Origin of the sequence: Aminobacter sp. Y103A (assembly GCF_030294925.1) — a bacterium.
Taxonomy (GTDB): domain Bacteria; phylum Pseudomonadota; class Alphaproteobacteria; order Rhizobiales; family Rhizobiaceae; genus Aminobacter; species Aminobacter ciceronei.
In genome coordinates this window covers 2304564-2331110 of record NZ_AP017986.1, presented here as the reverse complement: position 1 = coordinate 2331110, position 26547 = coordinate 2304564, and the positions used below count along the sequence as shown (strand labels likewise).

Annotated in this window: 22 protein-coding genes; 4 read left to right on the top strand and 18 right to left on the bottom strand. The window is 65.3% G+C overall.

Translation table 11 applies throughout. The annotated features are described in order from the left end of the window. Nucleotides 1-2: 2 nt before the first annotated feature. The 5 genes from waaA to Amn_RS11370 form a co-directional block, all read right to left on the bottom strand. Complete coding sequence (waaA, locus tag Amn_RS11390) at nt 3-1319, bottom strand: lipid IV(A) 3-deoxy-D-manno-octulosonic acid transferase (protein ID WP_067963337.1); 1317 nt, start codon at nt 1317-1319, stop codon at nt 3-5. Next, nucleotides 1316-2125 carry a lysophospholipid acyltransferase family protein gene (locus Amn_RS11385; protein WP_067963341.1) on the bottom strand — a complete coding sequence of 270 codons (810 nt, stop codon included), beginning with the start codon at nt 2123-2125 and terminating at the stop codon, nt 1316-1318. Before Amn_RS11385 ends, waaA begins: the two co-directional genes overlap by 4 nt. After that, a complete protein-coding gene (locus Amn_RS11380) occupies nt 2125-2376 on the bottom strand; it encodes a DUF4170 domain-containing protein (RefSeq protein WP_067963345.1) in 252 nt (83 codons plus the stop codon). Before Amn_RS11380 ends, Amn_RS11385 begins: the two co-directional genes overlap by 1 nt. Nucleotides 2377-2454: 78 nt before the next feature. Beyond that, nucleotides 2455-3261: a 3'(2'),5'-bisphosphate nucleotidase CysQ gene (locus Amn_RS11375; RefSeq protein WP_154385452.1), complete on the bottom strand. Its 807-nt coding sequence runs from the start codon at nt 3259-3261 to the stop codon at nt 2455-2457. Further along, nucleotides 3248-4591 carry a TldD/PmbA family protein gene (locus Amn_RS11370; protein WP_263007478.1) on the bottom strand — a complete coding sequence of 448 codons (1344 nt, stop codon included), beginning with the start codon at nt 4589-4591 and terminating at the stop codon, nt 3248-3250. The genes Amn_RS11375 and Amn_RS11370 overlap by 14 nt, the downstream gene beginning before the upstream one ends. A gap of 145 nt (nt 4592-4736) precedes the next feature. Between Amn_RS11370 and Amn_RS11365 the strand changes: the two genes are divergently transcribed. Further along, on the top strand, nt 4737-6167 hold the full coding sequence (locus tag Amn_RS11365) for an MATE family efflux transporter (RefSeq protein WP_067963352.1): 1431 nt from the start codon (nt 4737-4739) through the stop codon (nt 6165-6167). A 23-nt stretch (nt 6168-6190) separates the two neighbouring features. On the opposite strand, the gene Amn_RS11360 is transcribed toward Amn_RS11365, so the two are convergent. The 5 genes from Amn_RS11360 to Amn_RS11340 all read right to left on the bottom strand — a co-directional run bounded on the left by Amn_RS11360 (nt 6191) and on the right by Amn_RS11340 (nt 12595). Further along, nucleotides 6191-7012, bottom strand: coding sequence for a patatin-like phospholipase family protein (locus Amn_RS11360; protein WP_154385454.1), 822 nt, complete (start codon nt 7010-7012; stop codon nt 6191-6193). Beyond that, nucleotides 7009-8379 carry a M16 family metallopeptidase gene (locus Amn_RS11355; protein WP_154385455.1) on the bottom strand — a complete coding sequence of 457 codons (1371 nt, stop codon included), beginning with the start codon at nt 8377-8379 and terminating at the stop codon, nt 7009-7011. The genes Amn_RS11360 and Amn_RS11355 overlap by 4 nt, the downstream gene beginning before the upstream one ends. A 4-nt stretch (nt 8380-8383) precedes the next feature. Next, nucleotides 8384-9757, bottom strand: coding sequence for a M16 family metallopeptidase (locus Amn_RS11350; RefSeq protein WP_154385456.1), 1374 nt, complete (start codon nt 9755-9757; stop codon nt 8384-8386). A 112-nt stretch (nt 9758-9869) separates the two neighbouring features. After that, entirely contained in the window at nt 9870-10424 is a 555-nt protein-coding gene (gene rsmD / locus Amn_RS11345) for a 16S rRNA (guanine(966)-N(2))-methyltransferase RsmD (protein WP_263007480.1), read from the bottom strand. Then, a complete protein-coding gene (locus Amn_RS11340) occupies nt 10424-12595 on the bottom strand; it encodes a pseudouridine synthase (protein ID WP_286297129.1) in 2172 nt (723 codons plus the stop codon). The genes rsmD and Amn_RS11340 overlap by 1 nt, the downstream gene beginning before the upstream one ends. A 76-nt stretch (nt 12596-12671) precedes the next feature. Between Amn_RS11340 and Amn_RS11335 the strand changes: the two genes are divergently transcribed. Beyond that, nucleotides 12672-13124 carry a nucleoside deaminase gene (locus tag Amn_RS11335; protein WP_182573670.1) on the top strand — a complete coding sequence of 151 codons (453 nt, stop codon included), beginning with the start codon at nt 12672-12674 and terminating at the stop codon, nt 13122-13124. 232 nt (nt 13125-13356) lie between these two features. Here the strand turns inward: Amn_RS11335 and Amn_RS11330 are convergent, their stop codons facing one another. The 3 genes from Amn_RS11330 to Amn_RS11320 form a co-directional block, all read right to left on the bottom strand. Next, entirely contained in the window at nt 13357-13974 is a 618-nt protein-coding gene (locus Amn_RS11330; protein WP_154385459.1) for a hypothetical protein, read from the bottom strand. A 249-nt stretch (nt 13975-14223) separates the two neighbouring features. Continuing rightward, nucleotides 14224-17145: an isoleucine--tRNA ligase gene (gene ileS, locus Amn_RS11325; protein WP_286297126.1), complete on the bottom strand. Its 2922-nt coding sequence runs from the start codon at nt 17143-17145 to the stop codon at nt 14224-14226. Between the two features lie 231 nt (nt 17146-17376). Then, nucleotides 17377-18180, bottom strand: coding sequence for a MipA/OmpV family protein (locus Amn_RS11320; protein WP_154385461.1), 804 nt, complete (start codon nt 18178-18180; stop codon nt 17377-17379). A gap of 227 nt (nt 18181-18407) precedes the next feature. Between Amn_RS11320 and Amn_RS11315 the strand changes: the two genes are divergently transcribed. Further along, nucleotides 18408-18974 (top strand): HdeD family acid-resistance protein, encoded by a 567-nt coding sequence (locus Amn_RS11315; protein WP_286297121.1) that lies wholly within the window; start codon nt 18408-18410, stop codon nt 18972-18974. Nucleotides 18975-18987: 13 nt separating this feature from the next. Here the strand turns inward: Amn_RS11315 and Amn_RS11310 are convergent, their stop codons facing one another. Together Amn_RS11310 and Amn_RS11305 are read right to left on the bottom strand one after the other, a co-directional pair. Then, nucleotides 18988-19971 (bottom strand): bifunctional riboflavin kinase/FAD synthetase, encoded by a 984-nt coding sequence (locus tag Amn_RS11310; protein ID WP_263007485.1) that lies wholly within the window; start codon nt 19969-19971, stop codon nt 18988-18990. A gap of 8 nt (nt 19972-19979) precedes the next feature. Then, complete coding sequence (locus Amn_RS11305) at nt 19980-20840, bottom strand: TIGR01459 family HAD-type hydrolase (RefSeq protein ID WP_263007486.1); 861 nt, start codon at nt 20838-20840, stop codon at nt 19980-19982. A 266-nt stretch (nt 20841-21106) separates the two neighbouring features. On the opposite strand from Amn_RS11305, the gene Amn_RS11300 reads away from it, so the two are divergent. Continuing rightward, nucleotides 21107-23086, top strand: coding sequence for a pilus assembly protein (locus Amn_RS11300; protein ID WP_154385464.1), 1980 nt, complete (start codon nt 21107-21109; stop codon nt 23084-23086). 107 nt (nt 23087-23193) lie between these two features. On the opposite strand, the gene Amn_RS11295 is transcribed toward Amn_RS11300, so the two are convergent. The 3 genes from Amn_RS11295 to Amn_RS11285 form a co-directional block, all read right to left on the bottom strand. Further along, nucleotides 23194-24735 (bottom strand): DHA2 family efflux MFS transporter permease subunit, encoded by a 1542-nt coding sequence (locus tag Amn_RS11295; RefSeq protein ID WP_263007488.1) that lies wholly within the window; start codon nt 24733-24735, stop codon nt 23194-23196. A gap of 117 nt (nt 24736-24852) precedes the next feature. Then, nucleotides 24853-26001: an HlyD family secretion protein gene (locus Amn_RS11290; RefSeq protein WP_154385516.1), complete on the bottom strand. Its 1149-nt coding sequence runs from the start codon at nt 25999-26001 to the stop codon at nt 24853-24855. Next, nucleotides 25998-26468, bottom strand: coding sequence for a MarR family winged helix-turn-helix transcriptional regulator (locus tag Amn_RS11285; protein WP_154385466.1), 471 nt, complete (start codon nt 26466-26468; stop codon nt 25998-26000). The genes Amn_RS11290 and Amn_RS11285 overlap by 4 nt, the downstream gene beginning before the upstream one ends. Nucleotides 26469-26547: the final 79 nt, after the last annotated feature.

The window sequence follows — 26547 nt, the reverse complement described above, 5'->3', positions numbered from 1 at the left end:
AGCTACCTCCCGCCCGCGCCCTTGAGGCGCGACTGCACGATCAGCGGGTGGATGAAGGGTTCGAGCGCCTTCAGCGTGCGGGCGAGCGCGCCGCGCATTTCCTCGACGGTGGCGGCACCGGCCAACATCATGTCATGGCGTGCGATTTCGTTGCCGAGCAGGAAGTTGACGGCACCGGCGAGCATGTCGCGGTCGCGGACGATCTTGGCTCCGCCCTTGTCGATCAGGCGCTGGTAGGTGTCGCGGAAGTTCTGCACGTTGCGCCCGGCAAGAACGGCGGTGTCGAGCATCGCCGGCTCGAGCGGGTTCTGGCCGCCCTGGGCCGTCATCGAACGGCCGACAAAGGCGATCTCGGTCAGGCGCAGGTAAAGTCCCATCTCGCCGATGGTGTCGCCGAGCAGGATGTCGGTGTCAGGGGTGATGCGGTCGCCGGTGCTGCGGCGGGCGACGTTCAGGCCCAGGGCGGTCAGTTCCGTCACCAGGGCCGCGGCGCGGTCGGGATGGCGCGGCACGATGATGGTCAACAGGCTGCGATGGCGGCTGCGCAGCATGGCGTGCACTTCGGCAGCCATCACCTCTTCGCCGTCATGGGTCGACACGGCAGCCCAGGTCGGGCGGCGGCCGATCTGGCGCTGGATGGCGTAGAGCGCGGTTTCGTCGGCCGGCGGCGGCGCGGTATCGACCTTGAGGTTGCCCGAGACGGTGACCGGGCGTGCGCCGAGCGCGCGGAAACGCTCGCCGTCTACCTCCGACTGCGCCACCACATGGGCCATGTTTTCGAACAGCGCCTCGGCGATGTAGGCGCGCTTCTTCCACGACTTGAACGAGCGGTCGGACAGGCGGCCATTGACCAGGATCTGCGGCACGCGGCGGGCGCCGAGTTCGAGGATGGTCATCGGCCAGATTTCCGATTCGGCAATGATTGCCAGATCCGGGTGCCAGTGGTCGAGGAAGCGGCTGACCGCCGGCTTGAGGTCGAGCGGCACATATTGATGGATGATGCGGCCGCCCAGCCGTTCCTCGGCGACCTGCGCCGAGGTGACCGTGCCGGTGGTCAGCACGATGTTGATGCCATAGCCCAGGATGGATTCGATCAGCGGCACGACCGCGATCGTCTCGCCGACGCTTGCGGCATGGAACCAGACCAGCGGCCCGTCAGGCCGCTCCCGGCTCGGCACGCCGTAGCGCTCGCGCCGGCGGTTGCGGTCTTCCTTGCCCTTGGAGGCGCGCCAGGCGACATAGCCGCCGACCATCGGATAGGCAGCGGCACCTGCGTAACGATAGGCTCTGAGGAAGGCGCGAGCCCAGCGTTCGCTCATTTGCCACCGCTCCCTTTGCCACCATCGACCAGGCGGTAGGCCTGCTCGGTGGCATGGTCGATCGCGGCGGTCAGTTCCTGGCGCTTGCGCTCCATCTCGGCATCGTCGGCATCGGCCGGAACCTCGATCAGCGGAGCGACGAAGATGGCGCAGCGGCCGAACGGCAGATTGATCGTGGTCTTGTCCCAGCTGCCTTCCAGCACCTTGCGACGGCTGGTGGCAATCGCTGCCGGTGCGATCGGGCGCCCGGACAGCCGGGCCAGGAGGATGATGCCCATGCCGGCGTCGCGCGGCGTGCCATGCGGAATGTCAGCGATCATGCAGACGTTCTTGCCGGCATCGAGCGCCTTTTTCAGGGCGATCAGCGCCACGGCGCCACCTTTTTCGTGCTTGCGCCTGGTTTCGCGGCCGCCCGAGCCGCGCACGGCCTCGATGCCGAACTTGTTGATGACAAGCGCATTGAGCTCGGCATCGGCGCTGCGCGACACCATCGCCACCAGACCGCGTTGGCTCGGATAGAGCGCCGGCGCCAATAGATGCTGGCCGTGCCACAGGCCGACGATCAGCGGCTCGCTGTCGGCATGGCTGCCGCCGGCCAGCGCATAGGAGCCCTTGACCATCGGGTTGGTCAGCTTGATGAAGCGCATCGCCCCGGCAAACAGGCTCGCCACCGCCCCCTTGGCGAAGCGCGACTTGGCAAGCGGCTCGCGGATGCGGCGCCAGAACGTCTTCGACGCCGGCTGCTTGACGCGCTTCTTCTTCGCCGCGGGCCTCACGGCCGGCGACGCCATGCGGGGTTGCTCCATCAGTTCTGACCGGCAGCCTTCGTGTCGGGCTCCAGCAGCCGATGCAGGTGGACGACGAAGTAGCGCATGTGGGCGTTGTCGACGCTTGCCTGCGCCTTTGCCTTCCAGGCCAGCTCGGCCGACTTGTAGTCGGGATAGATGCCAACCATGTCGAGCGCATCGAGGTCGCGGAACTCGGTTCCGCCGAGCTTGGTCAACTCGCCGCCGAACACCAGATGCAGGAGCTGCTTTTTTCCGTTTTCTTCGGACATCTGTTTCCTTGATTCATCATCTCAGGGCTCGCCTGATCTAGACCAAAGCGCGCCGTTTTGGAACAGTCGGTAAAATCATCAACCGTCGTGGCTGGCAAGCACCCCGGCCATGACATCGAGCAGCGTGCCGCTGCCGGCCATCAGCGCGCCGTGAACGATGTCACTGCCGGCAAAGGCGAGCCTGTCGCCATGCCGGTCGAGCAGCTTGCCGCCCGCCTCGGTCAGGATCAGCTCGGCAGCGGCGATGTCCCAATCATGGGCATTGGGCTTGACGAAAGTCGCATCGAGCACCCCGTTGGCGATCATCGCCACGCGATAGGCCAGCGAGGGAATGTAGGTCTCGCGATCGAGCCTGCCCTGCCAGTGCACAGGCATCTTGTCGATCATCGGCTTGGGACCGGCAATACGCATGCGTTCGCCCGCCTCGCGCACCTTCAGGGGCTGGCCGTTGAGAAAGGCGCCACCGCCCTTGACCGCCCAAAAGGTCTCTTGCCGCGCCGGGCATTCGAGCACGCCGGCGAGCGAGCGGCCGGCCTCGACGACGGCAACGCTGACGCACCATGCCGTGCGCCCCTCGACGAAGCCGCGCGTGCCGTCGATCGGGTCGACGACGAAGGTGCGGCGCGCGCCGAGCCGGTCGGGATTGTCGGCGGTTTCCTCCGACAGCCAGCCATAGCCGGGCCGTGCCGCGGTCAGGGTTTCGCGCAAATAGTGGTCGGCGGCGTAATCGGCCTCGCTGACCGGCGAATTGCCGCCCTTGAACCAGACTTCCGGGCTCTGCCGGAAAAAGCCCATGGCGATCCGCCCGGCCTCGGTGGCAGCAGCACGCAGCAGGTCGAGTTCGGCCTTCAGGTCGGAATTGTCGATGTTGTCAGTCGCCTGCAAGGGTCATGCCTTCGATCAGAAGCGTCGGCGCGGCAGTGCCGAAATTGCGGTCGAGGTCGCTTGCCGGCACCATGCGCAGGAACATGTCCTTGAGGTTGGAGGCGATCGTCACCTCCGACACCGCCCAGGTGATCTCGCCATTCTCGATCCAGAAGCCGGAAGCGCCGCGGCTGTATTCGCCCGTCACCATGTCGACGCCCTGGCCGAACACCTCGGTGACATAGAAGCCGCGCTTGAGCGAGCGGATGATGTCCTCGGGCGAGCGCTCGCCCGGCTCGATGCTGAAATTGGTCGAGGACGGCGTGACCGACGAGCCGCCGCGCGCGCCACGGCCATTGGTGACGAGCCCGAGTTCGCGCGCCGCCGATGTCGACAGGAACCAGTGGTTGAGCACGCCCTTGTCGACCATCTTGAGCGTCGCACCTTCGATGCCCTCGCCGTCGAACGGACGCGACGCCTGGCCGCGCCGCTTCAACGGCTCGTCGATGGCGGTGATGGCGGCGGAAGCCACCGGCTTGCCCATCATGTCGCGCAGGAAGCTGGTCTTGCGGGCCACCGAGGCGCCGTTGATGGCGCCGGCGAGGTGGCCGGCAATGCCGCGCGCGACGCGCGGATCGAAGACGACGTCGACGGGTCCGGTTGCCGCCTTGCGGGCGTTGAGCCGCTTGACCGCGCGTTCGCCGGCGCTGCGGCCGATATCGGCCGATGCATCGAGATCGGCAAAGTGGATGCGTGACGAGAAATCATAGTCGCGCTCCATCGCCGTGCCCTCGCCGGCGATGACGCTGGCCGAGCGCGAGAAGCGTGAGCCGACATAATGGCCGACGAAGCCGTGCGAGGTGGCGAGCACCAGCCCGCCAAGACCGGCGGCAGCACCGGCGCCGGACGAATTGGTCACGCCCTTGACGGCGAGCGCTGCCTCTTCGGCGGCGAGCGCGTCTTCCTTCAGGCGTTCGGCCGAGACGATGGTGTCGTCGAACAGGTCGAGGTCGCGCGGCGTTTGCGCCAGCAAGGCGGCATCGGCCAGGCCCTGATAGGGATCCTCCGGCGATACCCTGGCCATCGCCACGGCGCGCTCGGCCAGAACCCTGGGGTCGGAGGCGGCGGTCGCCGAAACGCTGGCGACACGCTGGCCGACGAACACTCTGAGCGACATGTCCTCGCTCTCCGAGGCCTCTGTCGCCTCGACCTTGCCGAGGCGCACCGAAACGCTTGTCGAGCGGCCGCGTACCGCAACCGCGTCGGCGGCGTCAGCGCCGGCCTTCTTTGCCGCCTCGACGAGGCTCGCCACCCGGTCGGCCAGTTTCGCGGCGTCGTTGGTATCGTTCATTTGGCATGTTCCGATTGCTTGCCGCCCGTTGGACGCGGCCCGTACCACCCCATCTATTGTCCCCAACCCGCTTGTGCAATGGGCGGGTGCATGGTCAAACCACCGTGATGCGGTGCTTCGCCGCCGAAATTTCCAGGGAAATCGCATGTCCACACAGGCTCCGGCGGCGGCACCGGCAAAATTCACCACCGGTTCGACCATGCGCCATGTCGTGGTCATGACCGGCACCGGCTCGGTCGGGCTGATCGCCATCTTCATCGTCGACGCGCTCAACCTGTTCTACATTTCCCTGCTCGGCATCGAGGAGCTGGCGGCGGCCATCGGCTTTGCCTCGACGCTTTTGTTCTTCACGCTGTCGATCTCGATCGGCTTCACCATCGCCTGCGGCGCGCTGGTGGCGCGCTGCCTCGGCCGCGGCCAGCGCGAGGAGGCCCGCTCCATGGGCGGCGCCTCGATGGTGTTCATGGGCGTCGCCACGCTTGTGATGACGCTCGCTGCCTTGCCGTTCCTGCGGCCCCTGCTCGCTTTGCTCGGCGCCACCGGTGCGACGCTCGACCTGTCGACCCGGTTCCTGCAGATCGTGCTGCCGTCCTTCCCTGTCATGGCGCTCGGCATGTGCACGACAGGCATATTGCGCGGCGTCGGCGATGCGCGACGGGCAATGTATGTGACGCTCGGCAGCGGCATCGCCGCGGCCATTCTCGACCCGATCCTGATCTTCGGCTTCGACCTCGGCCTCGACGGCGCCGCCATCTCGACGGTGCTGACACGTTTTGTCATGCTGGCCATCGGCCTGCACGGCGCCCATGTTGTGCATCGGCTGATCAAGCTCCCGGATCTGAGCGGTTTGCGCGAGGCCGTCAGGCCCTTCTTCGCCATCGGCGTGCCGGCCATGCTGACCCAGGTCGCGACCCCTGTCGGCAACGCCTATGTCACCATCGAAATGGCTGCCTTCGGCGACCAGGCAGTGGCCGGCTGGGCGATCATCGGCCGTCTGGTGCCGGTCGCCTTCGGCGTCATCTTCGCGCTGTCGGGTGCCGTCGGGCCGATCCTCGGGCAGAACTACGGCGCCCGCAAGTTCGAGCGCCTGACCACGACGATGCGCGACAGCCTGCTGTTCACCATCGTCTATGTGCTGGCTGTGTGGGGGCTGCTGGCGATCTTCGCCAACCCGATCGCCAGCGCCTTCGGCGCCGACGGCATCGCCCGCGAACTGATCGTGTTCTTCTGCCATTTCGCCGCCGGCAGCTTCCTGTTCAACGGCGCGATCTTCGTGTCGAGCGCTGCCTTCAACAATCTGGGCTATCCGACCTATTCGACCGTGTTCAACTGGGGCCGCTCGACGCTCGGCGTCATCCCCTTCGTCTGGATCGGCGCGCATTACTGGGGCGCCATCGGCGTCATCGCCGGCTGGGGCCTGGGCGCTGTGGTGTTCGGTGTCGTCTCGATGTTCGTCTGCTTCCGCGTCGTCAACGCGATCGCGCGCGAACCGCAGCATCAGGACGAGCCGGTGCCGGCGCTGCCGCCGGCGGCACAGTCGCCCTTCTCCACCGGCAAGGCTTCGACGCTGCAATAGCTGGAGAAAGCCGCCCGCCGGGCCTAGCGCAGGATCTCGTCGAGGGCGTGCTTGAGCTCGTCCTTGATCGCCGCCGTCTCGGCCATGACCTGGTCGATCTTGAGGAAGTCGAGCGCCTTGAAGCGCGACACCGGCGGCCTCAGGAAAATGTCTGGCGGGTTCTGGCCGAGCTTGTTGGCGATGATCGACTGCATCATCAGCTGGCTGGCGCCGAACATCAGGTCGATCGAATTGGGCGGCTTGCGGCCGTTCTCGAATGGCGCGCCGACGACGTCGATGGCGATGACGTGGTCGGCCAGGCCCTCGAGCAGGTCGAACGGCACCGGATTGTAGATGCCGCCGTCGATATAGAGCGTGTTGCCGCGCGTCACCGGCTTGAACACCGCCGGGATCGCCGCCGATGCGGCGAGCGCCGAAAACAGCTCGCCCTCCTCGAACACCTTCAGGCAATGGCCGTAATAGTCGGTTGCCGTCACCTTCAAGGGCAGCTTCAGCTCCTCGAAGGTATCAGGCACGCCCTCGGGCAGAAACGACTTGAGGATGCGCTCGACATTGAACTGGGTGACCCTGATGCCAGTCTCGACCATCTCCGACAGCGTGCCCGGCCGGGCCCGCCACATGCGGCTGGCCACCTCGGCCGGCCGGCCGAGCACGGCGCGGGAGTGCTCGTGGATTTCCCTGCCGGTCAGGCCGGCGGCCATGCCGGCGCCCATCACAGCACCTATGGAGGACCCTGCGATCGCCACCGGCCTGATGCCGAGCTCGTCGAGCGCCTCGATGACATGGATATGAGCGAGGCCGCGCGCGCCGCCGCCGCCAAGTGCCAGTGCGAAGGTGGCGCTCATCCCTTGCTCTCTCCGAATTTCGGACCGAGGATCATGATCGCGGGGTCGACCGACAACAGCTTGCGCGCCGCCGCCCTGACGTCGTCGAGCGTGACGGCGTTGATCAGCTCGACGCGCCTCTGCATATAGTCGATGCCGAGCTTGTCGGTCTGCAGGTCGACAAGCGTGCCGGCAATCGCGCCCGAGGAATCGAGATTGTTGATGGCATAGGCGCCGAGCATGTACTTCTTGGCCGCGTCGAGTTCAGCTGCGGTAGGCCCCTCCTCCGCCATCTTGCGGATCACCTCGCGAATGACGCCAAGCGTCTCGGCCGCCCGGTCCGACCGTGTCGCGGTGCCGATGATCAGCGACGACGAATGCTCCTGGTTGATCAGCGCGGAGCTGACACTGTAGGCCAGCCCGCGCTTTTCACGCACCTCGTCGAACAGCCGCGACGAGAATGTGCCGCCGCCCAGGATGTGCTCCATCAGTGCCGCGGCAAGGAAATCGGGCGCTTCGCGCGGCACGCCGGGATAGACCAGCTGCAGCGAGGTCTGCGGCAGGGGATATTCGATATGCATGGTCTGGCCGAGCCTGGGCTCGACGCGTTCGACCGGCCGCAATTCGGCTTTGTCAGGCAATTCGCCGAACACCTGGTCGAGCCGCTTCTTCAGCGTCTCGGCGTCGATGGCGCCGACGACGGCGACATGGATGTTTTCCCTGGCGAAATTGGCCTTGTGGAAGGCGCGCAGGTCATCGGCGGTGATGGTCGCCAGCGACGCCTCGGTGCCCATGTCGGGCCTGGCGTAAGGATGCGTGCCGTAGATCGCCTCGGCCCATTTGCGCGCCGCCTGGGTCTCGGGGTCGCGCGCATTGGCAACGATGCCGTTGACGATCTGCGCGCGGATGCGGTCGAGCGGCGCCTGGTCGAAGCGCGGCGTCTCGACCGCAAGCTTGAGCAGTTCGAAGGCATCGTCCTGTCGCTCGGCGAGCATGCGCATGCCGCCGCCGACGGCGTCATTGCCTTCGTTGAAGCCCATTTCGGCGCCAGCCTCGTCGAGCTTGATCTGGAAGGCGTCGCTGTCGAGATCGCCGGCGCCTTCGTCGAAAAGCCCGGTCATCAGGTTGGCGAGGCCTTCCTTGCCCTGGGGATCCTGGGTGCTGCCGCCATCGAACAGGAATTTTATCGCGATGATCGGCACCGAATAGTCCTCGACCAGCCAGGCGGTGATGCCCTTGTCGGACTTGACCTCCTGGATACGGACCTCGGCGCGCGCGACCATGGCGGGCAGGACCAGGAAAACCAGTGCCAGCATCAGCGTCGCCGCTGATGCACGCGTCGTCGAGAAAGTGGGGGCCTTGAAACGCATTGCCATGAGCCTGGTCATCACATCACTTCTCGACTGATTTCGCCGGCAGCAGATAGCCGGCAACCGAATGGTCGGGATTGAGATATTTGGCGGCAACCGCCTTGATCTGGTCGGTGGTGACAGTGCGGATCCTGTCCGGCCACTGTTCGATGTCGGCAACCGTGCCGCCGGTCGCCAGCGTGCTGCCATAGATGTTGGCCATGCTGGCCTGGTTGTCGCGGGCAAAGATCATCGAGCGGACGAAACGGTCCTTGGCCTTTTCGAGCTCGTCCGATGTCACGCCGTCCTTGATGATGCGGCGGATCTCGACGTCGACGGCGGCTTCCACCTGCTGCAGCCCGGCTTCGCCACGCGGCGCGCCATAGACGGTGAAGCTGGTGTCGTCGACCATCGTGCCCTGGAAGAAGGCGCCGGCGGAGGAGGCAATGCCGTCCTTGACCACCAGGCCCTGGTAGAGCCGGCTGCGGCTGCCGCCGCCAAGGATCTCCGACAGAAGATCGAGCGCTTCGGCTTCGCCCGGCTCGGCCGTCTGGTAGGACGGCACCACCCAGGCCTTGGAGAAGCTCGGCACGCTGACACGCTCGTCGGTCAGTTCGACGGTGCGCTTGGTGTTCTGCTCCGGCTCGACCGGGCGGATGCGCGGCGGCAGTTCCGGCCCGCGCGCCACCTTGCCATAGGTCTTTTCGGCCAGCGCCTTGACCGTATCAGGCTCGACGTCGCCGGCAACGATCAGGATCGCGTTGTTGGGGGCGTAATACTTGACGTAGAAGTCGGTGGCGTCGACGCGGTTGAGCTTTTCGATCTCATGCATCCAGCCGATGACCGGAATGCGGTAGGGCTGGTTCTGGTACAGCGTCGCGTCGACTTCCTCGTTGAGCAGCGCGCCAGGATTGTTTTCGACGCGCGAGCGGCGCTCTTCGAGGATGACGTCGCGTTCGGGCTCGATCACCGCATCGGTCAGCACCAGGTTGCGCATCCGGTCGGCCTCGAAGCTCATCATCGTTTCGAGGGCAGCGGGGGTCACCGTCTGGTGGTAGGCGGTGTAGTCATAGGTGGTGAAGGCGTTCTCGCTGCCGCCGATCTCGGCGATCTTCTGGCCGAACTCGCCGGCCTTGTGGTTGCTGGTGCCCTTGAACATCAGATGTTCGAAGAAATGGGCGATGCCCGACTTGCCGGGCATCTCGTCGGCGCTGCCGACCTTGTACCAGACCATGTGGGTGGCGATCGGGGCGCGATGGTCGGGGATGACCACGACCTGCATACCATTGTCGAGCGTGAAGCTGGTGACCTTCCAGTCGCTGCGCGGCGCTTCGGCGAGAGCCGGCGCCGACGAGGCCAGCCCCAGGGCCAACAGGGCTGGCAGCGAGGCTTTCGCCCGCAAGAATCTCAAGATCATCAACTGCCTCTGAATGTGGACGTGCCCGCCTTATAGGCTTCGGCACAAAGCGGCGGGAAGTGAATTGTTCGTAATCTTCCGGTCCGAAAGAGGCCGAAGTCGGGCGCCGCAGCTATTGCGCCTCGATGAAGCGGATCACCGTCTCGCCATAAGAACGTTCGTCGACGACGGCAAAGCCGGGTCCCGGCTCGAACGCAACGGATGCCGCTTCCTCGACGACGCAGAGCGCGCCCGGCGCCAGCCAGGCGCCGGCGCGAGCCGAACGCAAGGCTTTCTCGCCCAGGCCCTTGCCATAGGGCGGATCGGCGAAGACCAGGCCGAACGGCCCGAGCGTGCCGGCGTCTCCGAGAGCGGTTGCGTCGCGGCGGAAGATCTTGGTCCGGCCGGTCAGGCCGAAACTCTCGACATTGGTGCGGACAAGTCCGCGGCCTTCGGCCGATTCCTCGATGAACACGCAATAGGCAGCGCCGCGTGACAGCGCCTCGATGCCGAGCGCGCCGGTGCCGGCGAAGAGGTCGAGCACACGCACGCCGTCGAGCCTGCCGCCGAAGCGATGGGCAAGCATGTTGAACACCGCCTCGCGTGTGCGATCCGTTGTCGGACGAATGGCGTTGTCGCGCGGCGTGGCCAACGGCCTGCCGCGCAAATCACCACCGACTACCCGCATCAGCCGCGATCCCGGCGCGGACCGCCGGGCCGTCCACCGCGCGGGCCGTCGCCGCCCGGTCTGTCAGAATGGGGCCTGTCGGAACGAGGCCTGTCGGAACGAGGCTTGTCGGAACGCGACTTGTCGAAGCGCGGCTTCGACGCGGCATCGGCCTTGGCCTTTTCGCTCTGCGGACGCGCGCCCGGAGCCATCCAGACATTTGTCTTGCGCGCACCAGGCGTCTCGAACGGCTTCTTTTCGCGCTCGTCACCCTTCTTGCCGCCGAATTTCGGCTTGTCGCCAAACCTGGGCTTGTCGCCGAACTTGGGCTTGTCCCCGAATTTCGGCCGGTCCCCGGATCTCGGCTTGTCGCCGAACCTTGGCTTGTCACCGAAACTCGGCTTGTCGCCGAAGCCGGCAGGGCGTTCGGTCGACAGGCGGCCCAGCACGTCCTCGCGATGACGCTCGCGATCGCGCTTGCGGTTCTTGATCAGGCCGCCTTCGCCGATGTCGAGGCGGGGCGCACGCGGGGCGCGCGGCGCCTCTTCCTCGCGACGTTCCTCGCGGCGGAAGGTCGGCTTGTTGGAGAACGGCTTGACGATGTCGGCGTCAAAATTGGCCCCCGACTCCTCGATCAGCCGCTCGCCGAGCTGGTCGCGCAGCATCTTGCCCTTGATCTCCTGGACATGGCCCTCCGGCAGCTCGCCGAGCTGGAACGGGCCATAGGAGATGCGGATCAGGCGGTTCACCTCGAGGCCGAGCGCGCCGAGGATGTTCTTGACCTCGCGGTTCTTGCCTTCGCGCAGGCCGATGGTGATCCAGGCATTGCTGCCCTGCTCGCGGTCGAGCGTCGCCTCGATCGAGCCGTAGAACACGCCCTCGACGGCGATGCCGTCCCTGAGACCGTCCAGCGTCTTCTGCTCGACCTTGCCGTGGACGCGCACGCGGTAGCGGCGCAGCCAGCCGGTCGCCGGCAGTTCGAGCACGCGCGACAGGCCGCCATCATTGGTCAGCAACAACAGGCCTTCGGTGTTGATGTCGAGGCGGCCGATCGTCATCAGGCGCGGCAGCTCTTGCGGCAGCACGTCGAAGACGGTCTTGCGGCCCTCGGGATCGCGGTTGGTGGTGACCACGCCGGCCGGCTTGTGGAACAGGAACAGGCGGGTGCGCTCGATCGGCGGGATTTCCATGCCGTCGAGATGGATGATGTCGTCAGGCATGACGTTGACCGCCGGAGACGCCAGCACCTTGTTGTTGACCTTGACGCGGCCGGCAGCAATCAGCTCCTCGGCATCGCGGCGCGAGGCGAGGCCCGCACGCGCCAGGCGCTTGGCGATGCGCTCGCCCGGCTCCGGTGCATCCTCGGAAGCACGCGGGCGCGGCTTGAAGCCTTCGCCGCGCTTCTCGAAGGGCTTGCCGCCCTCGGGGCGCGCGCGGTACGGGCGATCGCCGCCTGCCGGGCGCGCATCACCGTCGCGCGGACGGAACTCGCGCTGCGGACGATCGCCGCCTTCGGCAGGACGGGCACGATAAGGCTTGTCACCGCCAAACGAACGGCCGCCTTCACGCTTTTCATATGGCTTGCCCTCGGGGCGCGGGCCCTTGCGGAACGGACGCTCGCCGCCTTCAGCGCGCGCCTCGCCGTCGCGCGGACGGAATTCACGCTGCGGACGCTCCCCACCCTCGGCCGGGCGCGCACGGTACGGCTTGTCGCCGCCAAAGGAACGACCGCCTTCGCGCTTTTCATATGGCTTGCCTTCAGGGCGCGGGCCCTTGTGGAACGGACGCTCGGCGCGGGCTTCGCCATCACGCGGCGCGAAATCGCGCCTGGGGCGTTCGCCGCCTTCGGCACCTTCGACGGCGCGCGCACGATAGGGCTTCTTGGCAAAGGGCTTGTCGCCGCCGAACGAGCGGCCGCCTTCGCGCTTTTCATACGGCTTGCCTTCGGGGCGCGGCCCCTTGTTGAACGGCCGCTCGGCGCGCGCCTCGCCGTCGCGCGGGCGGAAATCGCGCTTCGGGCGTTCGCCGCCCTCGGCACCTTCGGCGCGCTTCACGAACGGCTTCTTGGCAAAGGGTTTTGCGCCACCTTCGCTGCGCGGCTTGCCGAATTTCTTGGCACCGCCGTCACGGCCGCCCGCTCCAGCCGGTTTTGACCCGCCCTTGCGGGGGAATTTCTTACGATCGTCGTCCATGGTGGCCTTTGCCCTTTTCGGCGGCTAGATAACAGGAAGCTCGGGGGTTAGCGAGGGGTAACAGGATGGTTGAGGCGTGAAACGGCCCGATTACATGGCATTGGCCTTCGACGAGGCCGAAGCGGCAGCGGCGCGCGGCGAAGTGCCGATCGGCGCGGTCATCGTCCAGGGCAACGAAATCGTCGCCCGGGCCGGCAACCGCACCCGTGAACTCAACGATGCCACGGCACATGCCGAGATACTGGCGATCCGCCAGGCCTGCGTGCGGCTCGGCCAGGAGCGCCTGACCGGGCTCGACCTCTATGTGACGCTCGAACCCTGCACCATGTGCGCCGCGGCCATATCGTTTGCCCGCCTGCGCCGGCTCTATTTCGGCGCCGCCGACGACAAAGGTGGCGCTGTGGTCAGCGGCGTGAGGTTCTACGCCTCCCCCACCTGCCATCACGCACCCGACGTCTATGCCGGCATCGGTGAAACCCGCGCCGCCGAGATGCTCAAGAGCTTCTTCAAGGACAGGCGCGAGGACTAGAGCGTTTCCGCTTTGCTTCGAATCGCGGAATCTCTCCAGCATTTTTGTTGTTGCGCAATTCCCAGGGAAAACCGCTGCACACTTTTCCTGGAATTGCTCCTCTTTTTGTTTTGCGCAATTCCCAGGGAAAACCGCTGCACACTTTTCCTGGAATTGCTGCAGGCAGCCCCGCAAAAACGAAAACGCCCTGAACCAGTCAGGGCGCCCGGTCAGTCTGCAATTGTGGCCAGGATCAGAACGGCCACCAGCTCGTGCCCTTCTTGGCGAGCTTCTTCTTGCGGCGTTCCTTCTTGATCTCGTCTTCGCCGAGCTCATCCTGGGCGGCGGTGGCGGCTGCCTGGCGGTAGGCCAGCGGCGGCTCGCTCAGATATTTGCGGGAAGTGGTGCTGCCCTGCTTGTTCTCGCGCAGGCGGCGTTCGATCTCGGCCTTGCGCTGCGCCGGCGTCCACTTGCTCATGTCGGGGCCGTTCAGCGCAGACATGTCGTTGACGACTTCCGGCTCGAAATTCGGGTTGTCGCGATTCTTGGTGGCGTTGTCGCGGATGCGTGCGCGGCGCGCCTCGGGCGATTCGGGCCAGTCGGCGCTTGCCGTGGTGACGATGTTGTCCTGCGGCGCCGGCAGGGCGGCGACCTGACCGGTCTTCGGCTTCACCAGCTCCGGACGCGGCTTGTAGTCGATGGTGTTGGTCTTCGGCTTCAACGACATGATGTTGGTCAGGTCGGTCGCGAGCTGGGTCGTCGCCGACTTGTCGGTGCCGTAGGTGGGCGCGCTCATGCAGCCCGTAAGCGCCAGGCCGGAAACGGCGAGCGACGCAAGCAAAGCTCCGCGCGCGCTGATGCGGTCCGTCATGCCAGTAATTTTCACTCGAACGCCTCTCGCTAGATGCCGGCCTTGAGCCGGGTCCCGGTCCGTATGCTCATCCGACGGAATTCCGGCGACAATTTGTCTGCCGGAGTTTCGCGCTTTTACCTTAATGGGTCGTCAAGGGCAACGACCGGCCGGAGATGTCTACCGGTCGTTGCATTTCAGCATCTGTTAGAACCGGCCCATCTCAGAGCCGGCCCATGCCAGAGCCGGCCCATGCCAGCCGGTCGGGTGTCAGAGCCGGCCGAGCGCCTTGAGTTCGTGCAGGGCCGCGGCGTCGCGCGCGGAGACATCGGCAAAGGCGGCGTCGGAACCGACATCGCCGGTGTAGCGCCAGGAGCGCGCGCATTTGACCAGCCCGCGGTCCTCCGCCTTCTCGACGACGACGGCAACGCCGGGAACTTCGCGCAGGACAAAGGCATCGGCCGGCGCCGCATCATGGGAGATGACGAGATCGCTGGTGATGCTGATCTCGGCCAGGTCGATGCCCGAGAGCGCGTCTTCCAGCACCGCGTCGCTCATATGGACGACAGGAACCGCCTCCAGCGACGAGCCGATGGTCTTCTTGGCCCGCTCGAGCTCGAGCGCGCCGGTAACCACGCTGCGCACCTGGCGAACCTTGCGCCACTTCTCGGCCAGCGCCTCGTCGCGCCAGGCAGCCGGCACGTCGGGGAACTGTTCGAGATGCACCGAGACGGCGTTCGGGTTGCGTTCGAGCCAGGCCTCTTCGGTGGTGAAGGGCAGCATCGGCGCCAGCCACTTGACGACGCAGTCGAACAGCGCGCGCACGACATGGACGGCGGCCTTGCGGCGGATGCTCGACGGCGCGTCGCAGTAGAGCACGTCCTTGCGGATGTCGAAATAGAAGGCCGACAGCTCGACGACCATGAAGTCGATCAGCGCGCGGGTGATGCGCTTGAACTCGAAGTCGTCATAACCCTTGCGCACCAGCGCATCGAGCTCCGACAGCCGGTGCAGCATCAGCCGCTCCAGCTCCGGCATCTCGGCCAGCGCCACCTCCTCGCCGTCGTCATGGGCGAGCGTGCCGAGCATCCAGCGGATGGTGTTGCGCAGCTTGCGGTAGGCGTCGATGTTGGTCTGCAGCACGTTCTTGCCGAGGCGCTGGTCTTCCCAATAGTCCGTCGTCATCACCCACAGGCGCAATATGTCGGCGCCCGACTGCTTCATGACGTCCTGAGGCACCACGGTGTTGCCGAGCGACTTCGACATCTTGCGGCCTTCCTCGTCCATGGTGAAACCATGGGTGACGACCGTGTTGTAGGGCGCACGGCCGCGCGTGCCGCAGCTTTCGAGCAGCGACGAGTGGAACCAGCCGCGATGCTGGTCCGAGCCTTCGAGATAGACATCGGCCGGCCATTTCAGGTCGGGGCGATCCTCCAGCGTGAAGACATGGGTCGAGCCCGAGTCGAACCAGACGTCGAGGATGTCCATCACCTGGGTCCACGCCTCGTTGGCGCGGGAGCCCAGAAAGCGCTCGCGCGCGCCCTCGGCGAACCAGGCGTCGGCGCCCTCGTCCTCGAAGGCCGCGACGATGCGGGCATTGACCGCCTCGTCCTTCAGCACATTGCCGTCGGCGTCGGCAAAGATGGCGATCGGCACGCCCCAGGCGCGCTGGCGCGACAGCACCCAGTCGGGGCGGTCCTCGATCATGGCGCGCAGGCGGTTCTGGCCGGCGGCGGGCACGAAACGCGTGTCGTCGATCGCCTGAAGCGCGCGGCTGCGCAAGGTCGTGCCGTCGCCGAGCTCCTTGTCCATATAGACGAACCACTGCGGCGTGTTGCGGAAGATGATCGGCTTCTTCGAACGCCAGCTGTGCGGATAGCTGTGCTTGAGCCGGCCGCGCGCAAACAGCGCCGCGTGCCTGATCAGCTCGTCGATGACCGCCTTGTTGGCGTCGCCCTTCTTGCCGTTGTCGTCGATGACACGCGCCGCACCACCTTCGCGGTCGGGACCGAAGCCCGGCGCGTCCTTGGTGAAGAAGCCGCCATCGTCGACGGTAAACGGGATCGCCGGGTCGATGCCGCGCGCGTGCAGATCCTTCGCCGCATCCATCCAGGCGTCAAAGTCCTCGCGGCCATGGCCGGGTGCCGTGTGCACGAAGCCGGTGCCGGCATCGTCGGTGACATGGTCGCCGGCAATCATCGGCACGCCGAACAGATAGCCGCCGCCGAAGCCCTTGAGCGGATGCGAAAGCACAGCCTTTCCAAGCTCTTCGCCGGAAACGCTGGCGATCTGATTCAACGTCACCTTGGCCTTGGCCGCGGCCTCGTCGGCAAGGGCTGCGGCAAAGATCAGCTTTTCGCCCGGCTGCGGGCCGAAATCGTTCTCGGCAGCGGTGACCTCATAGAGGCCGTAGGCGATGCGCGGCGAATAGCTGACGGCGCGGTTGCCGGGGATGGTCCAGGGCGTTGTCGTCCAGATGACGACATGGGCGCCGGCCAGGGCTTCGGAGCCGGAAGCGACCGGGAACTTCACCCAGATCGTGTCGCTCTCGTAATCCTGGTATTCGACCTCGGCCTCGGCGAGCGCGGTGCGCTCGACGACCGACCACATCACCGGCTTCGAGCCGCGATAGAGCTGGCCCGACATGGCGAACTTCAACAGCTCGCCGGCGATGCGCGCCTCGGCGTGGAAGTTCATCGTCGTGTACGGGTTCTTGAAGTCGCCGATGACGCCGAGACGCTGGAACTCCTCGGCCTGGATGCCGATCCAGCCGGCGGCGAATTCACGGCATTCCTTGCGGAATTCGTTGATCTCGACCTCGTCCTTGTTCTTGCCGGCGGCGCGGTATTTTTCCTCGATCTTCCACTCGATCGGCAGGCCGTGGCAGTCCCAGCCCGGCACGTAGTTGGAATCGTAGCCGCGCATCTGGAACGAGCGGGTGATGACGTCCTTGAGGATCTTGTTCAGCGCATGGCCGATATGGATGTTGCCGTTGGCATAGGGCGGGCCGTCATGCAGGACGTATTTCTCGCGGCCGGCGGCACTTTCGCGCAGGCGCTTGTAGAGGTCCATCTTCTGCCAGCGCGCAACCGTCACCGGCTCCTTCTCGGGCAGGCCGGCGCGCATCGGGAACTCCGTCTGCGGCAGGTAAAGCGTCTTGGAATAGTCGAGCTTTTCGAACGTGTCGGTCATTTGTCTTGCCATCTTGCCCGGCAAAGCTGCCACGGGCGTTCAACTGTCATGATCTGGAAAAGGCGCCGGTAGCGCGCAGGCAAAAAGTCCCGGACTTGCGGACAGCCTCAGGCCACCCGGAAGGCCGGGCCTGTAATTCGTATCGACGTCGCAAAGACGGGCGCGAAAAATCTCATGGCCGCGCTTTTAGCGGAGCCGGAGCGCGGAATAAAGCGCCTAATTCGCCTGATATCAAAGCTTGAAGTCGAAGCGGTAGCTGGTCGACACGCCGATCGTCAGCTGGTCGCGCGAGCCGCGCTCCCTGACGATGGTCGAATCGGCCGCCGGCCCCATCAGGCGCGAATACTCGGTAAACAGGCTGGCGGTGACATTGTCGGTCGCCTTCCAGGTGACCGCGCCGCCGAGACCCGCCGAGCGCATGCCGCTGCCGGGATTGTACTGGCTGATGCCGGAAGCGGCGGCTTCCTGGGCGCTGACGCCGTAATAGGTGTCGAAATAATCGTTGGAGGCAAAGGACACACGCGGGCCACCTGAGACCCGGATTTCGGGGGTGACGTCGTGGAACGCATCGACGGCGATGTCGGCGACGATGCCGCTATGGGCGCGAATGCCATGCCGGACCTCGGCGCGGGCGCGCATCCAGTCGGTCGGGTAGAATTCGAAGAAGCCACCGACCTCACCGCCCCAGCGCACGTCGTGCAGGCCCTGCAGCTCGTGCTCGGCGTCGCGGCCGAAGATGATCTTGCCGTTCAGGCCGGCGCGGACGCCGCCATCGTCGATCAGCGCCAGGGAGATGTTGTCGTTGCGCGAGGAAAAGCGCACCTCACTGCCGGCCTTCCCCAGCGAAATGATCGGCTGAGCGCTGAACAGATATTTCTTGGAGCCCTCGAAACGCGGCGCGACCATGCCGGTGGCGCCGAGTGTCAGGTACCAGTCGCCGGAGAGAAAACCGAATGCGCCCTCGCCGGCCGTTGCCGGAACCGTCACCAAGGCAAGCGCGGAGGCTGCCGCCAAAATACGAGCGAAACTAGGCATCACAACCCCGCGTACACGAAACACACCCAACAGGACACCCCCGGGTTTGGCCCAACTCGGTAAAATTTGATTTAATTTCCAGCCCTGGCACAACATTGGCCCACGCCCCGACGAAACCGGAATGCCGAAACCGGAATGCTGGACGGATACAACCGCCGGTACTAGCGTTGGCAGTGTGGCCGGAGGTCACGCAACTGAAGCAGGCAACTTTTCAGGAGAAGGGACCGATGGCAATTTCCGATCAAATGCCGCAAGGCGACATCGCCGCGTTGCGCTCCAAATGGGGCTGGTTCGTGCTTTTGGGCGCAGCACTCACCGTGCTGGGGATCGTCGCTGCCGGCAACCTGATGATCGCGACCGTCGCGTCGGTCTATTTCGTCGGCTGGCTGATGATCCTGGCAGGCGTCTTCGAAATCATCCACGCCTTCGGCATAAAGAACTGGGGCGGCTTCCTACTCTGGCTGCTCGGCGGCGTGCTCTACATCGTCGCCGGCTTCCTCACCTTCAACAATCCGCTGTTGGCATCCTCGATCCTGACGCTGTTCCTGGCGGCCAGCCTCGTCGCCTCGGGCCTGATGCGCATCTGGATGGGCATCAAGGGCAGAGGCATGCTCGCCAGCTGGGGCTGGATCGTCGCCGCAGGTGTCGTGACATTGCTCGCCGGCATCGTCATCGCCATCGGCTGGCCGGTGAACAGCCTGATCGTGCTGGGCGCCTTCCTGGCGATCGACCTGATCTTCCAGGGCATCGGCTACATCGCCTTCGGCTTCGGCCTGAAAAGCGCCAACGCCTAGCGCTTTCGCATTTTTAGAACGCGATGGCCTGGTCCAGTTCGGAGAGGGGGCGCACGCCCTGGAGCAGCGCCCTCGCCTCGGCCTCGTCCTGTTTCATCTGGACGACGAGGGCGTCGAGGCCTTCGAACTTGACCTCGCCCCTGAGGTAGCCGAACAGCGACACCGAGGCGATCTCGCCATAGAGGTCACCGGCAAAGTCGAAGACGAAGGTTTCGAGCAGCGGCGCCAGATTGTCGCCGACCGTCGGGCGGCGGCCGAAGCTGGCGACGCCGTCAAACAGCGTTCCGTCGGCGCGGCGGAAACGCACGGCATAGATGCCTTCCTTGAGACCGCTCTCCGAAGACAGCCGCATATTGGCGGTCGGAAAGCCCAGGGTGCGGCCCAGCTGCGCCCCGCCGACGACCTCTGCTTCGACCGTGTAGCGATAGCCGAGCAATCCGGCCGCTTCCGCCGCCTCGCCCCTGGACAGGAGTTCGCGGATCCGGCTCGACGAGATGATCTCGGTGCCTTCGTCGCGGAAGGCGTCGACAAGGGTCACGCCGAAGCCGTGCCGCTCGCCCGCCGCCATCAGGAAAGCCGGTCCGCCCTGCCGGTTCTTGCCGAAATGGAAATCGAAGCCGGTGACGACGTGGCTGATGCCGAGGCGCTGCTCCAGGATGGAGGTGACGAAATCCTCGGCCGACAGGCCGGCAAATTCGCGCGTGAACGGCGTTTCGACGACACCGGCAAAGCCGAGCGCCTCGATCAGCCGCGCCTTGACCGGCGGCGGCGTCAGCACGAACAGCGGCACGTCGGGCCGGAACACTTTGCGCGGATGCGGTTCGAAGGTCAGCACCAGTGCCGCCACGCCGCGCCGCTGCGCCTCTTCGAGGGCGCGCTCGAGCACCGCCTGGTGGCCGCGATGGATGCCGTCGAAATTGCCGATGGCAACGACGCTACCGCGCAACCGCTCCGGCACCGGCTCTTCCCCCGAAATGCGAAGAAAGCTCTGTGTCATCTTGGCGCTTACCGCAGCTTCGGAATGGTCGCCACCGGCGAATAGCCATGCTTGTCGAGGAACGCCGCGAGCATGTCAGGATCGGGCGCATGCGCCTCGCCATAGTCGCGGGCATGGATGCCGCCCGAGACGTAGAGCACGTCGATGCCGTTGTCGGCGGCACCCTTGACGTCGGTGAACATGCCGTCGCCGATCGCCAGCGCATCAGCCAGCTTGACCTCGCGGCCGAGCACTTCGCCCGCCGCCGCCAGTGCCGCCTCATAGATCGGCCGGTGCGGCTTGCCCGACACCAGCGTGCGGCCGCCGAGCTGGCCGTAGTCACGCGCCAGCGCGCCGGCGCACCAGATCAGCTCGTGGCCGCGCTCGACGACAATGTCGGGATTGGCGCAGATGAACGGCAGGTTGCGCGCGCGCAGGCGGCGCAGCATCTCGGCATAGTCGTCGGGCGTTTCGGTCTCGTCGTCGAAAAGCCCGGTGCAGACCACGACGGAGGCCTCGAACTCCTCGACAAGATCGACATCGATACCGTCATAGATCGGAAAATCGCGGTCGGGGCCGATGTGGAAGACCCGGCGCGGCCCCGAGCGGATCAATTCGCGGGTGACGTCGCCGGAGGTTACGACACGGTCCCAGGCGCTTTCGGGCACGCCAAGATTGGCGAGCTGGGCGATGACACCGGCGCGCGGACGCGGCGCATTGGTGATCAGCACGACAGCCACGCCCTTGTCGCGTGCCGCCTTGAGTGCTGCCGCAGCTTCGGGGAAGGCGTCGACACCGTTGTGGATGACGCCCCAGACGTCGCAGAGCAGAGCCTGATAGCGGCCGGTGAGCGCTTCGAGCGACGCGATTGATTGCGGCAAGCCTGCCATTTCCTGTCCTTCGATCGATCCCAACGGGAGACTTTGGCTGAACGGCCAAGTAGCCCGGAATTATCCGAACCGGTCCGTCCTGTCACCAGCTTTTGCCCCTGATGCAGCTATGCCAGCGGCGTCGACGACGTCCCGGCCACGACGGACCGGCGTCCGCTTGGTAAACGGGACGCTAATCCGGAGCTGCGACTTCTCGATAGATTAGGAACCTCAAATTTAACGATTGTGTGCGATTTTGTCGGGGTTGAGCTCGGGGACCCCCATCCATGATCCGCAAATTCTTGCGCGACCGGCGCGGTAGCTATGCAATCCTCACAGTCGCAGCAATGGTACCGATCATGGGGGCTCTGGCTCTCGCGATCGACTATTCGGAAATGTCGCGTCAGCGCGAGATCACACGCAACGCGCTTGACGCCGCCGGCATCGCCACGGCCAGGCGCCTCATCGAAGGCGCCACCGACGACCAGCTCAAGACCTATGCGAGCGACTTCTTCAAGGCCAATCTCGGTCCGGTGAACCCGGCGAACACCACACTCGTGGTCACGCTGCCGAGCAACAATTCGGGCGGCGGCACGCTGAAGCTCGAAGCCAATCTCAAATACGATCCCTATTTCGTGCCTGCCGCAGCAGCCCTGCTCGGCAAGGGCAGCGGGTCGCACCGGATGGATTTTGCCGTCAAGTCGGAGATACGCCTCAAGAACACGCTCGAGGTCGCGCTCGTCCTCGATAATTCGGGGTCGATGAGCTATCTCGGCTCCGGTACCGGCCAGAAGCGCATCGACCTGCTCAAGGCAGCCTCCAAGCAGCTGGTCGACAAGATGGCCGAACAGGCCGCCGCGATGAAGCAGATCGACAAGCCGGTGCAGTTCGCACTGGTGCCCTTCGCCGCCTCGGTCAACATCGCGCCCGACAATGACGACCAGTCGTGGATGGACACGAACGGGCTTTCGCCTGTCCATCACGAGAACTTCGACTGGTCGAAGATGACGCAAGCCAACATGACCAGCGCCGACATCGCCCAGATCGGCGAGAAGTTCGCCGAATATTCGGGCGGCATGTGGCGCAAGAAGGGGGCCGGCTGGGGAGCAGAGGCAGGCGAACCGCTCACCCGCTTCAGCCTGTATCAAGACATCATCGCGCAGACGGACCGGGAGGCTCTACCAAACACCGTCAGGCGGGTTTGCAAGCGCTACAGCAGCGGCAGGTGTCGCGAGTATACCAACGAACCAGAATACGAATACACGGTTACCCAATATACGAGCTGGCAAGGCTGCGTCGAAGCACGGCCGGCGCCCTACAACACCAATGACGCGGCAGCAACATCGACACATCCCGAAACGCTGTTCGTCCCGATGTTTGCGCCCGATGAGCCGAGGCATCTGTGGACCGACCTGAATGATGACGGCATTCCCGATCTGAACACCGACAACTGGAGCTACGACAACGACTGGTGGGCGGACTGGGAAAACACCACCACCAAGCCGAGACAGGCGGACATGCGCAAATATTTCCGCGTCAAGCCTTATGACGCGGCAGCCGCCCCTGACGGCAATGGTCCGAACTATTCCTGCACCACCAATCCGATCACCCCGCTGACCGACATCAGCGTGACCGGCGGAAAAGACGATATCAAGAAGGCCATCGACGACATGGAGCCGTCGGGCAACACCAACGTGCCGGAAGGCACCGCCTGGGGCTGGCGGGTCGTCTCGAGCCCTGCGCCGTTCACCGGCGGCAGGTCTGAATCGGAAAAGGGCAACGACAAGGTCATCATCGTCTTGACCGACGGCGCCAACACCTACAGCTCGTTCGGCGATTCGAGCTATGCCAACAACCGCTCGACCTATGCCGCCTATGGTTATGCCGGCAAGGGCTACAACGGCACCAGCACCTCGCGCATCTTCATGGGCACCAGTTCGTCGGTGAGCAAGTCGACCTACACCAGCGACAACTTCCAGGCGGCGATGGACGAGACGATGCAGACGGTCTGCTCCAACGCCAAGGGTCCCAATGCCCGCAAGATCGACGGCCAGGGCAATGACGCCGTCGTCGTCATGACCGTGTCGCTCGACCTCAGCGAAAGCAAGACCGCCGAGAAGAAGGCCATCGACGCGATGAAGTCCTGCGCCTCCTATTCGCGCACGACCATCGGCAAGAAGCTCTACTGGAATGCCACCGGCGCCAATCTGATGCAGGTGTTCAAGGAGATCGCCGACGAACTGTCGAACCTGCGCATCGTCGGCTAGCCGCCGATACGGACATGAAAAGGCGCCGTCCTCGCGGGCGGCGCCTTTTCTTGTCGGTCCATATGCGCTGCCGGCGCAGCTCAGTCCATATGCGCTGCCGGCGCAGCTCAGTCCATATGCGCTGCCGGCGCAGCGCTGGCCGCCGCCTGCACCTTCGGCTTGCGCAGCAGAAGCGCCAGCGGAATGGCGCAGAGCGAGACGATCATCATCAGCTTGAAGTCGTCGATGTAGGAGATCATCAGCGCCTGGATGTTGACCAGGCCGTCGACCTGCGACAGCGCCGTCGGGTTGCCTGATACCGCCCCCGGCGACAGTGCCATCAGGTTCGGGTTGAACGGCGTGATGTTGGCCGACAGCTCGGCGTGGTTGATCTGGACATTGCGCGTCAGAAGCACCGAGACGATCGAAATGCCGATCGACGAGCCGATGTTGCGGACCAGGCTGAACAGGCTCGCGGCATCGGTACGGTATTGCGGCGAAAGCGTCGCGAAGGCCACCGTCGACAGCGGCACGAAGACGAGGCCGAGGCCCAGGCCCTGCACGACGCCGGTCGAAACGATCAGGAACGCATCCATCTGCGGTGTGAAGCCGGTCATGTAATAGAGCGACAGTGCGGTCAGAAGCAGGCCTGCGACGACCAGGTAGCGGTTGTCGACCATGCGCACCAGGCGTCCGACCAAAAGCATCGAGATCATCGTGCCGACGCCGCGCGGCGCCATGACCAGGCCGGTGGTGATGGTCGGGTAGCCATAGATGCGGGCCAGCATCGGCGGCAGCAATGCCAGGCTCGCCAGCAGGATCACGCCGATGACGAAGATGAACACGAGGCCGGTGACGAAGTTGCGGTCGGTGAAGATCCTGGGGTCGAGGAACGTATTCTTCGACATCGCCATATGAACGGCAAAGACCCAGAAACCTGTGATCGCCAGGCCGAGCTCGATCCAGATCTCGACGGCCGAGAACCAGTCGACCTCACCGCCGCGGTCGAGCATCAGCTGCAGCGCGCCGACGCCGAGCGACAGCATGGCAAAGCCGAAGAAGTCGAAGCCGCGCAGGCGCTTGCCGATGGCCGGCAGATAGGCGGCCGAGCCGAGGAAGGCGACGATGCCGACCGGCAGGTTGATGAAGAACACCCAGCGCCAGTTGAAGCTCTCGGTCAGCCAGCCGCCGAGCGTCGGGCCGATGATCGGGCCGACCATGATGCCGGCGCCCCACAGCGCCATGGCCTGGCCGTGGCGCTCCTTGGGATTGATGTCGAGCAGGAAGGTCTGGCTCAACGGCACGATGGCCGCGCCGAACACGCCCTGGAGGACGCGGAACAGCACCATCGTCTCCAGGCTCCAGGCGACGCCGCAGAGCATCGACATGATGGTGAAGCCGACGACCGAGACGAGGAACAGCTCCTTGCGGCCGAAACGGTCCGACATCCAGCCGGTCAGCGGCGTCATGATGGCGGCGGCGACGATGTAGGAGGTCAGCACCCAGTTGATGGTGTCCTGGGACGCGCCGAGATCGCCGACCATCGAGGGCAGCGCGACATTGGCAATGGTGGTGTCGAGCACCTGCATTACCGTCGCCAGCATGATGGCAACGGTGATCAGGCCGCGATGCGGCACGTCGGTGAGGGATTTTGCTGCTGACTGGCTCATTCGACCAACCCTTGGGACCTGATGGTCGTCAAGCGGCGACCAGAAGCCGGAGTTCCGGCCGCATCAACGCGACCGGATCCACTTCGAAAATTCACTTAGACATTGAGGTGACGGCGCCTATTCCGCCGCCACCGCGTGACCGAAAATGCTGCCGAAGCCGCGCGACACGCCGGTGTCGATCGATACGGTGGCGCTCATGCCGGTGCGCATGGCGAGACCGGCGTCAGTGGCGTCGACCTTGATCCTGACCGGAATGCGCTGCGTGACCTTGACCCAGTTGCCGGTGGCGTTCTGGGCCGGCAGCAGCGAGAACTCGGCGCCGGTGCCGGCGCCGATCGCCTCGACGGTGCCGCGGAAGGTGCGGTCCGGATAGGTGTCGAGCACGATCTCGGCTTCCTGGCCCGCCTTCATGTGGGTCAGCTGCGTTTCCTTGAAATTCGCCTCGATCCAGGTGTCGCCCGTCTCGACGAGGCTGAACAAGGCGGTGCCGGTGCCGACGAACTGGCCGACCTTGAAGGACGCGGCCTGCGAGACCACGCCGTCGGCGGGGGCGCGGACCGTCGTCTGGGCCAGGTTGAAGGCGGCCTTGTCGCGTGCGGCAAGCGCCGACAGAACCGTCGGGTGCTTGTCGGTCTCGATGTCGGGATTGCCGCCAAGCGCCGCCTTGGCGCTGGCGATGCCCTGCACCGCCGCACTGTGCTGCTCCTCAGCCTTGTCGAGGTCCATGCGGGCCTCGTCGAGCGACGACTTGGTGTTGACGCCCTTGGTGACCAGGCCGTTGCTGCGGTCGAACTGCGCCCGGGCATAGTCGAGGCCGCTGGCCGCGACCCGTTCCTGGGCCACCGCCTGGCTGTAGGCGGCGCGCAACTGCTCGACATTGAGCCGGGCTGCGGCAAGGGATGCGTCCGACTGCGCCAGCGCGATCTTGTAGGGCTCGGGATCGACTTCGAACAGGACGTCGCCTGCCTTGACCGTGGTGTTGTCCGACACGTCGACCTTGACGATGCGGCCGGCCGCTTCCGAGGCGATGTTGACCTTGGCCTGGCGCAGATTGGCGTTTTCGGTTTCCTGGTAGCGGCCGCCGGTGACCCAGAAATAGCCGCCGCCGACCACCAGGGCGAGCGGCAAGGCCGCCATCAACAGAACGCGGCCGCGCTTCTTCGGCGCAGGCTGAGGTGCCGCGATCACGGGCTGGAGCTGGGTTGCGGCCGCACCATCCAGTTCGACCTTTGTGCTGTTCTCGTTCACTTTCGCCACCGCGTTCATGTCTTCGTCTCTCTCAAACAATTCGCATCCGTGGGCTCGCCAGCGGAAAGGTTGTCGATAATGGTGCGCAGGCCATGGACCGTGGCGAGGCGCTGTTCGTCGGAAAGGCCCGCCAGCGCCTTCTCGTAGACTTCGCCGGCCACCGCCTTGACCTTGGAAAAGGCCTCCAGCGCCTTGTCGGTCGGAAAGATCATCCGCACCCGTCTGTCGCTGGCGCCCTGGCGGCGCTCGATCCAGCCGCCCTCCTCCATCCGGTCCAGCAGTCGCGAGACGCTGATCGGCTCGATTTCAAGGAGCTCGGCAAGCCGCGCCTGGGCCACGCCCTCTTCCTTGACCAGCCGGACCAGCAGGCGCCATTGCGCCGCCGACAGCCCGAATTCGCTGCCGCGCTGCTCGAAACTGCGCCGCACCAGCCTTGCCGCGTCGTGGATCAGGAAACCCAGCCTGTCGATGCCTTCGTTTTTCATGAGCCGCATATATTATAAGCATGCTTATCATTCAAGCGGCGTTTTTGCATTGCACACTTGCATTCACGTCCGGGCATCC

What these genes read in the sequence shown, in the direction of transcription:
- Amn_RS11300 (WP_154385464.1), top strand. Translation starts at nt 21,107, where the DNA reads ATGATCCGCAAATTCTTGCGCGACCGGCGCGGTAGCTATGCAATCCTC.
- Amn_RS11340 (WP_286297129.1), bottom strand. Translation starts at nt 12,595, where the DNA reads ATGGACGACGATCGTAAGAAATTCCCCCGCAAGGGCGGGTCAAAACCG.
- Amn_RS11315 (WP_286297121.1), top strand. Translation starts at nt 18,408, where the DNA reads ATGGCAATTTCCGATCAAATGCCGCAAGGCGACATCGCCGCGTTGCGC.
- Amn_RS11380 (WP_067963345.1), bottom strand. Translation starts at nt 2,376, where the DNA reads ATGTCCGAAGAAAACGGAAAAAAGCAGCTCCTGCATCTGGTGTTCGGC.
- Amn_RS11305 (WP_263007486.1), bottom strand. Translation starts at nt 20,840, where the DNA reads ATGGCAGGCTTGCCGCAATCAATCGCGTCGCTCGAAGCGCTCACCGGC.
- Amn_RS11320 (WP_154385461.1), bottom strand. Translation starts at nt 18,180, where the DNA reads ATGCCTAGTTTCGCTCGTATTTTGGCGGCAGCCTCCGCGCTTGCCTTG.
- Amn_RS11370 (WP_263007478.1), bottom strand. Translation starts at nt 4,591, where the DNA reads ATGAACGATACCAACGACGCCGCGAAACTGGCCGACCGGGTGGCGAGC.
- Amn_RS11355 (WP_154385455.1), bottom strand. Translation starts at nt 8,379, where the DNA reads ATGACCAGGCTCATGGCAATGCGTTTCAAGGCCCCCACTTTCTCGACG.
- Amn_RS11285 (WP_154385466.1), bottom strand. Translation starts at nt 26,468, where the DNA reads ATGAAAAACGAAGGCATCGACAGGCTGGGTTTCCTGATCCACGACGCG.
- Amn_RS11290 (WP_154385516.1), bottom strand. Translation starts at nt 26,001, where the DNA reads ATGAACGCGGTGGCGAAAGTGAACGAGAACAGCACAAAGGTCGAACTG.
- Amn_RS11330 (WP_154385459.1), bottom strand. Translation starts at nt 13,974, where the DNA reads ATGACGGACCGCATCAGCGCGCGCGGAGCTTTGCTTGCGTCGCTCGCC.
- Amn_RS11385 (WP_067963341.1), bottom strand. Translation starts at nt 2,125, where the DNA reads ATGGAGCAACCCCGCATGGCGTCGCCGGCCGTGAGGCCCGCGGCGAAG.
- waaA (WP_067963337.1), bottom strand. Translation starts at nt 1,319, where the DNA reads ATGAGCGAACGCTGGGCTCGCGCCTTCCTCAGAGCCTATCGTTACGCA.
- Amn_RS11310 (WP_263007485.1), bottom strand. Translation starts at nt 19,971, where the DNA reads ATGACACAGAGCTTTCTTCGCATTTCGGGGGAAGAGCCGGTGCCGGAG.
- Amn_RS11295 (WP_263007488.1), bottom strand. Translation starts at nt 24,735, where the DNA reads ATGAGCCAGTCAGCAGCAAAATCCCTCACCGACGTGCCGCATCGCGGC.
- Amn_RS11350 (WP_154385456.1), bottom strand. Translation starts at nt 9,757, where the DNA reads ATGATCTTGAGATTCTTGCGGGCGAAAGCCTCGCTGCCAGCCCTGTTG.
- ileS (WP_286297126.1), bottom strand. Translation starts at nt 17,145, where the DNA reads ATGACCGACACGTTCGAAAAGCTCGACTATTCCAAGACGCTTTACCTG.
- rsmD (WP_263007480.1), bottom strand. Translation starts at nt 10,424, where the DNA reads ATGCGGGTAGTCGGTGGTGATTTGCGCGGCAGGCCGTTGGCCACGCCG.
- Amn_RS11365 (WP_067963352.1), top strand. Translation starts at nt 4,737, where the DNA reads ATGTCCACACAGGCTCCGGCGGCGGCACCGGCAAAATTCACCACCGGT.
- Amn_RS11360 (WP_154385454.1), bottom strand. Translation starts at nt 7,012, where the DNA reads ATGAGCGCCACCTTCGCACTGGCACTTGGCGGCGGCGGCGCGCGCGGC.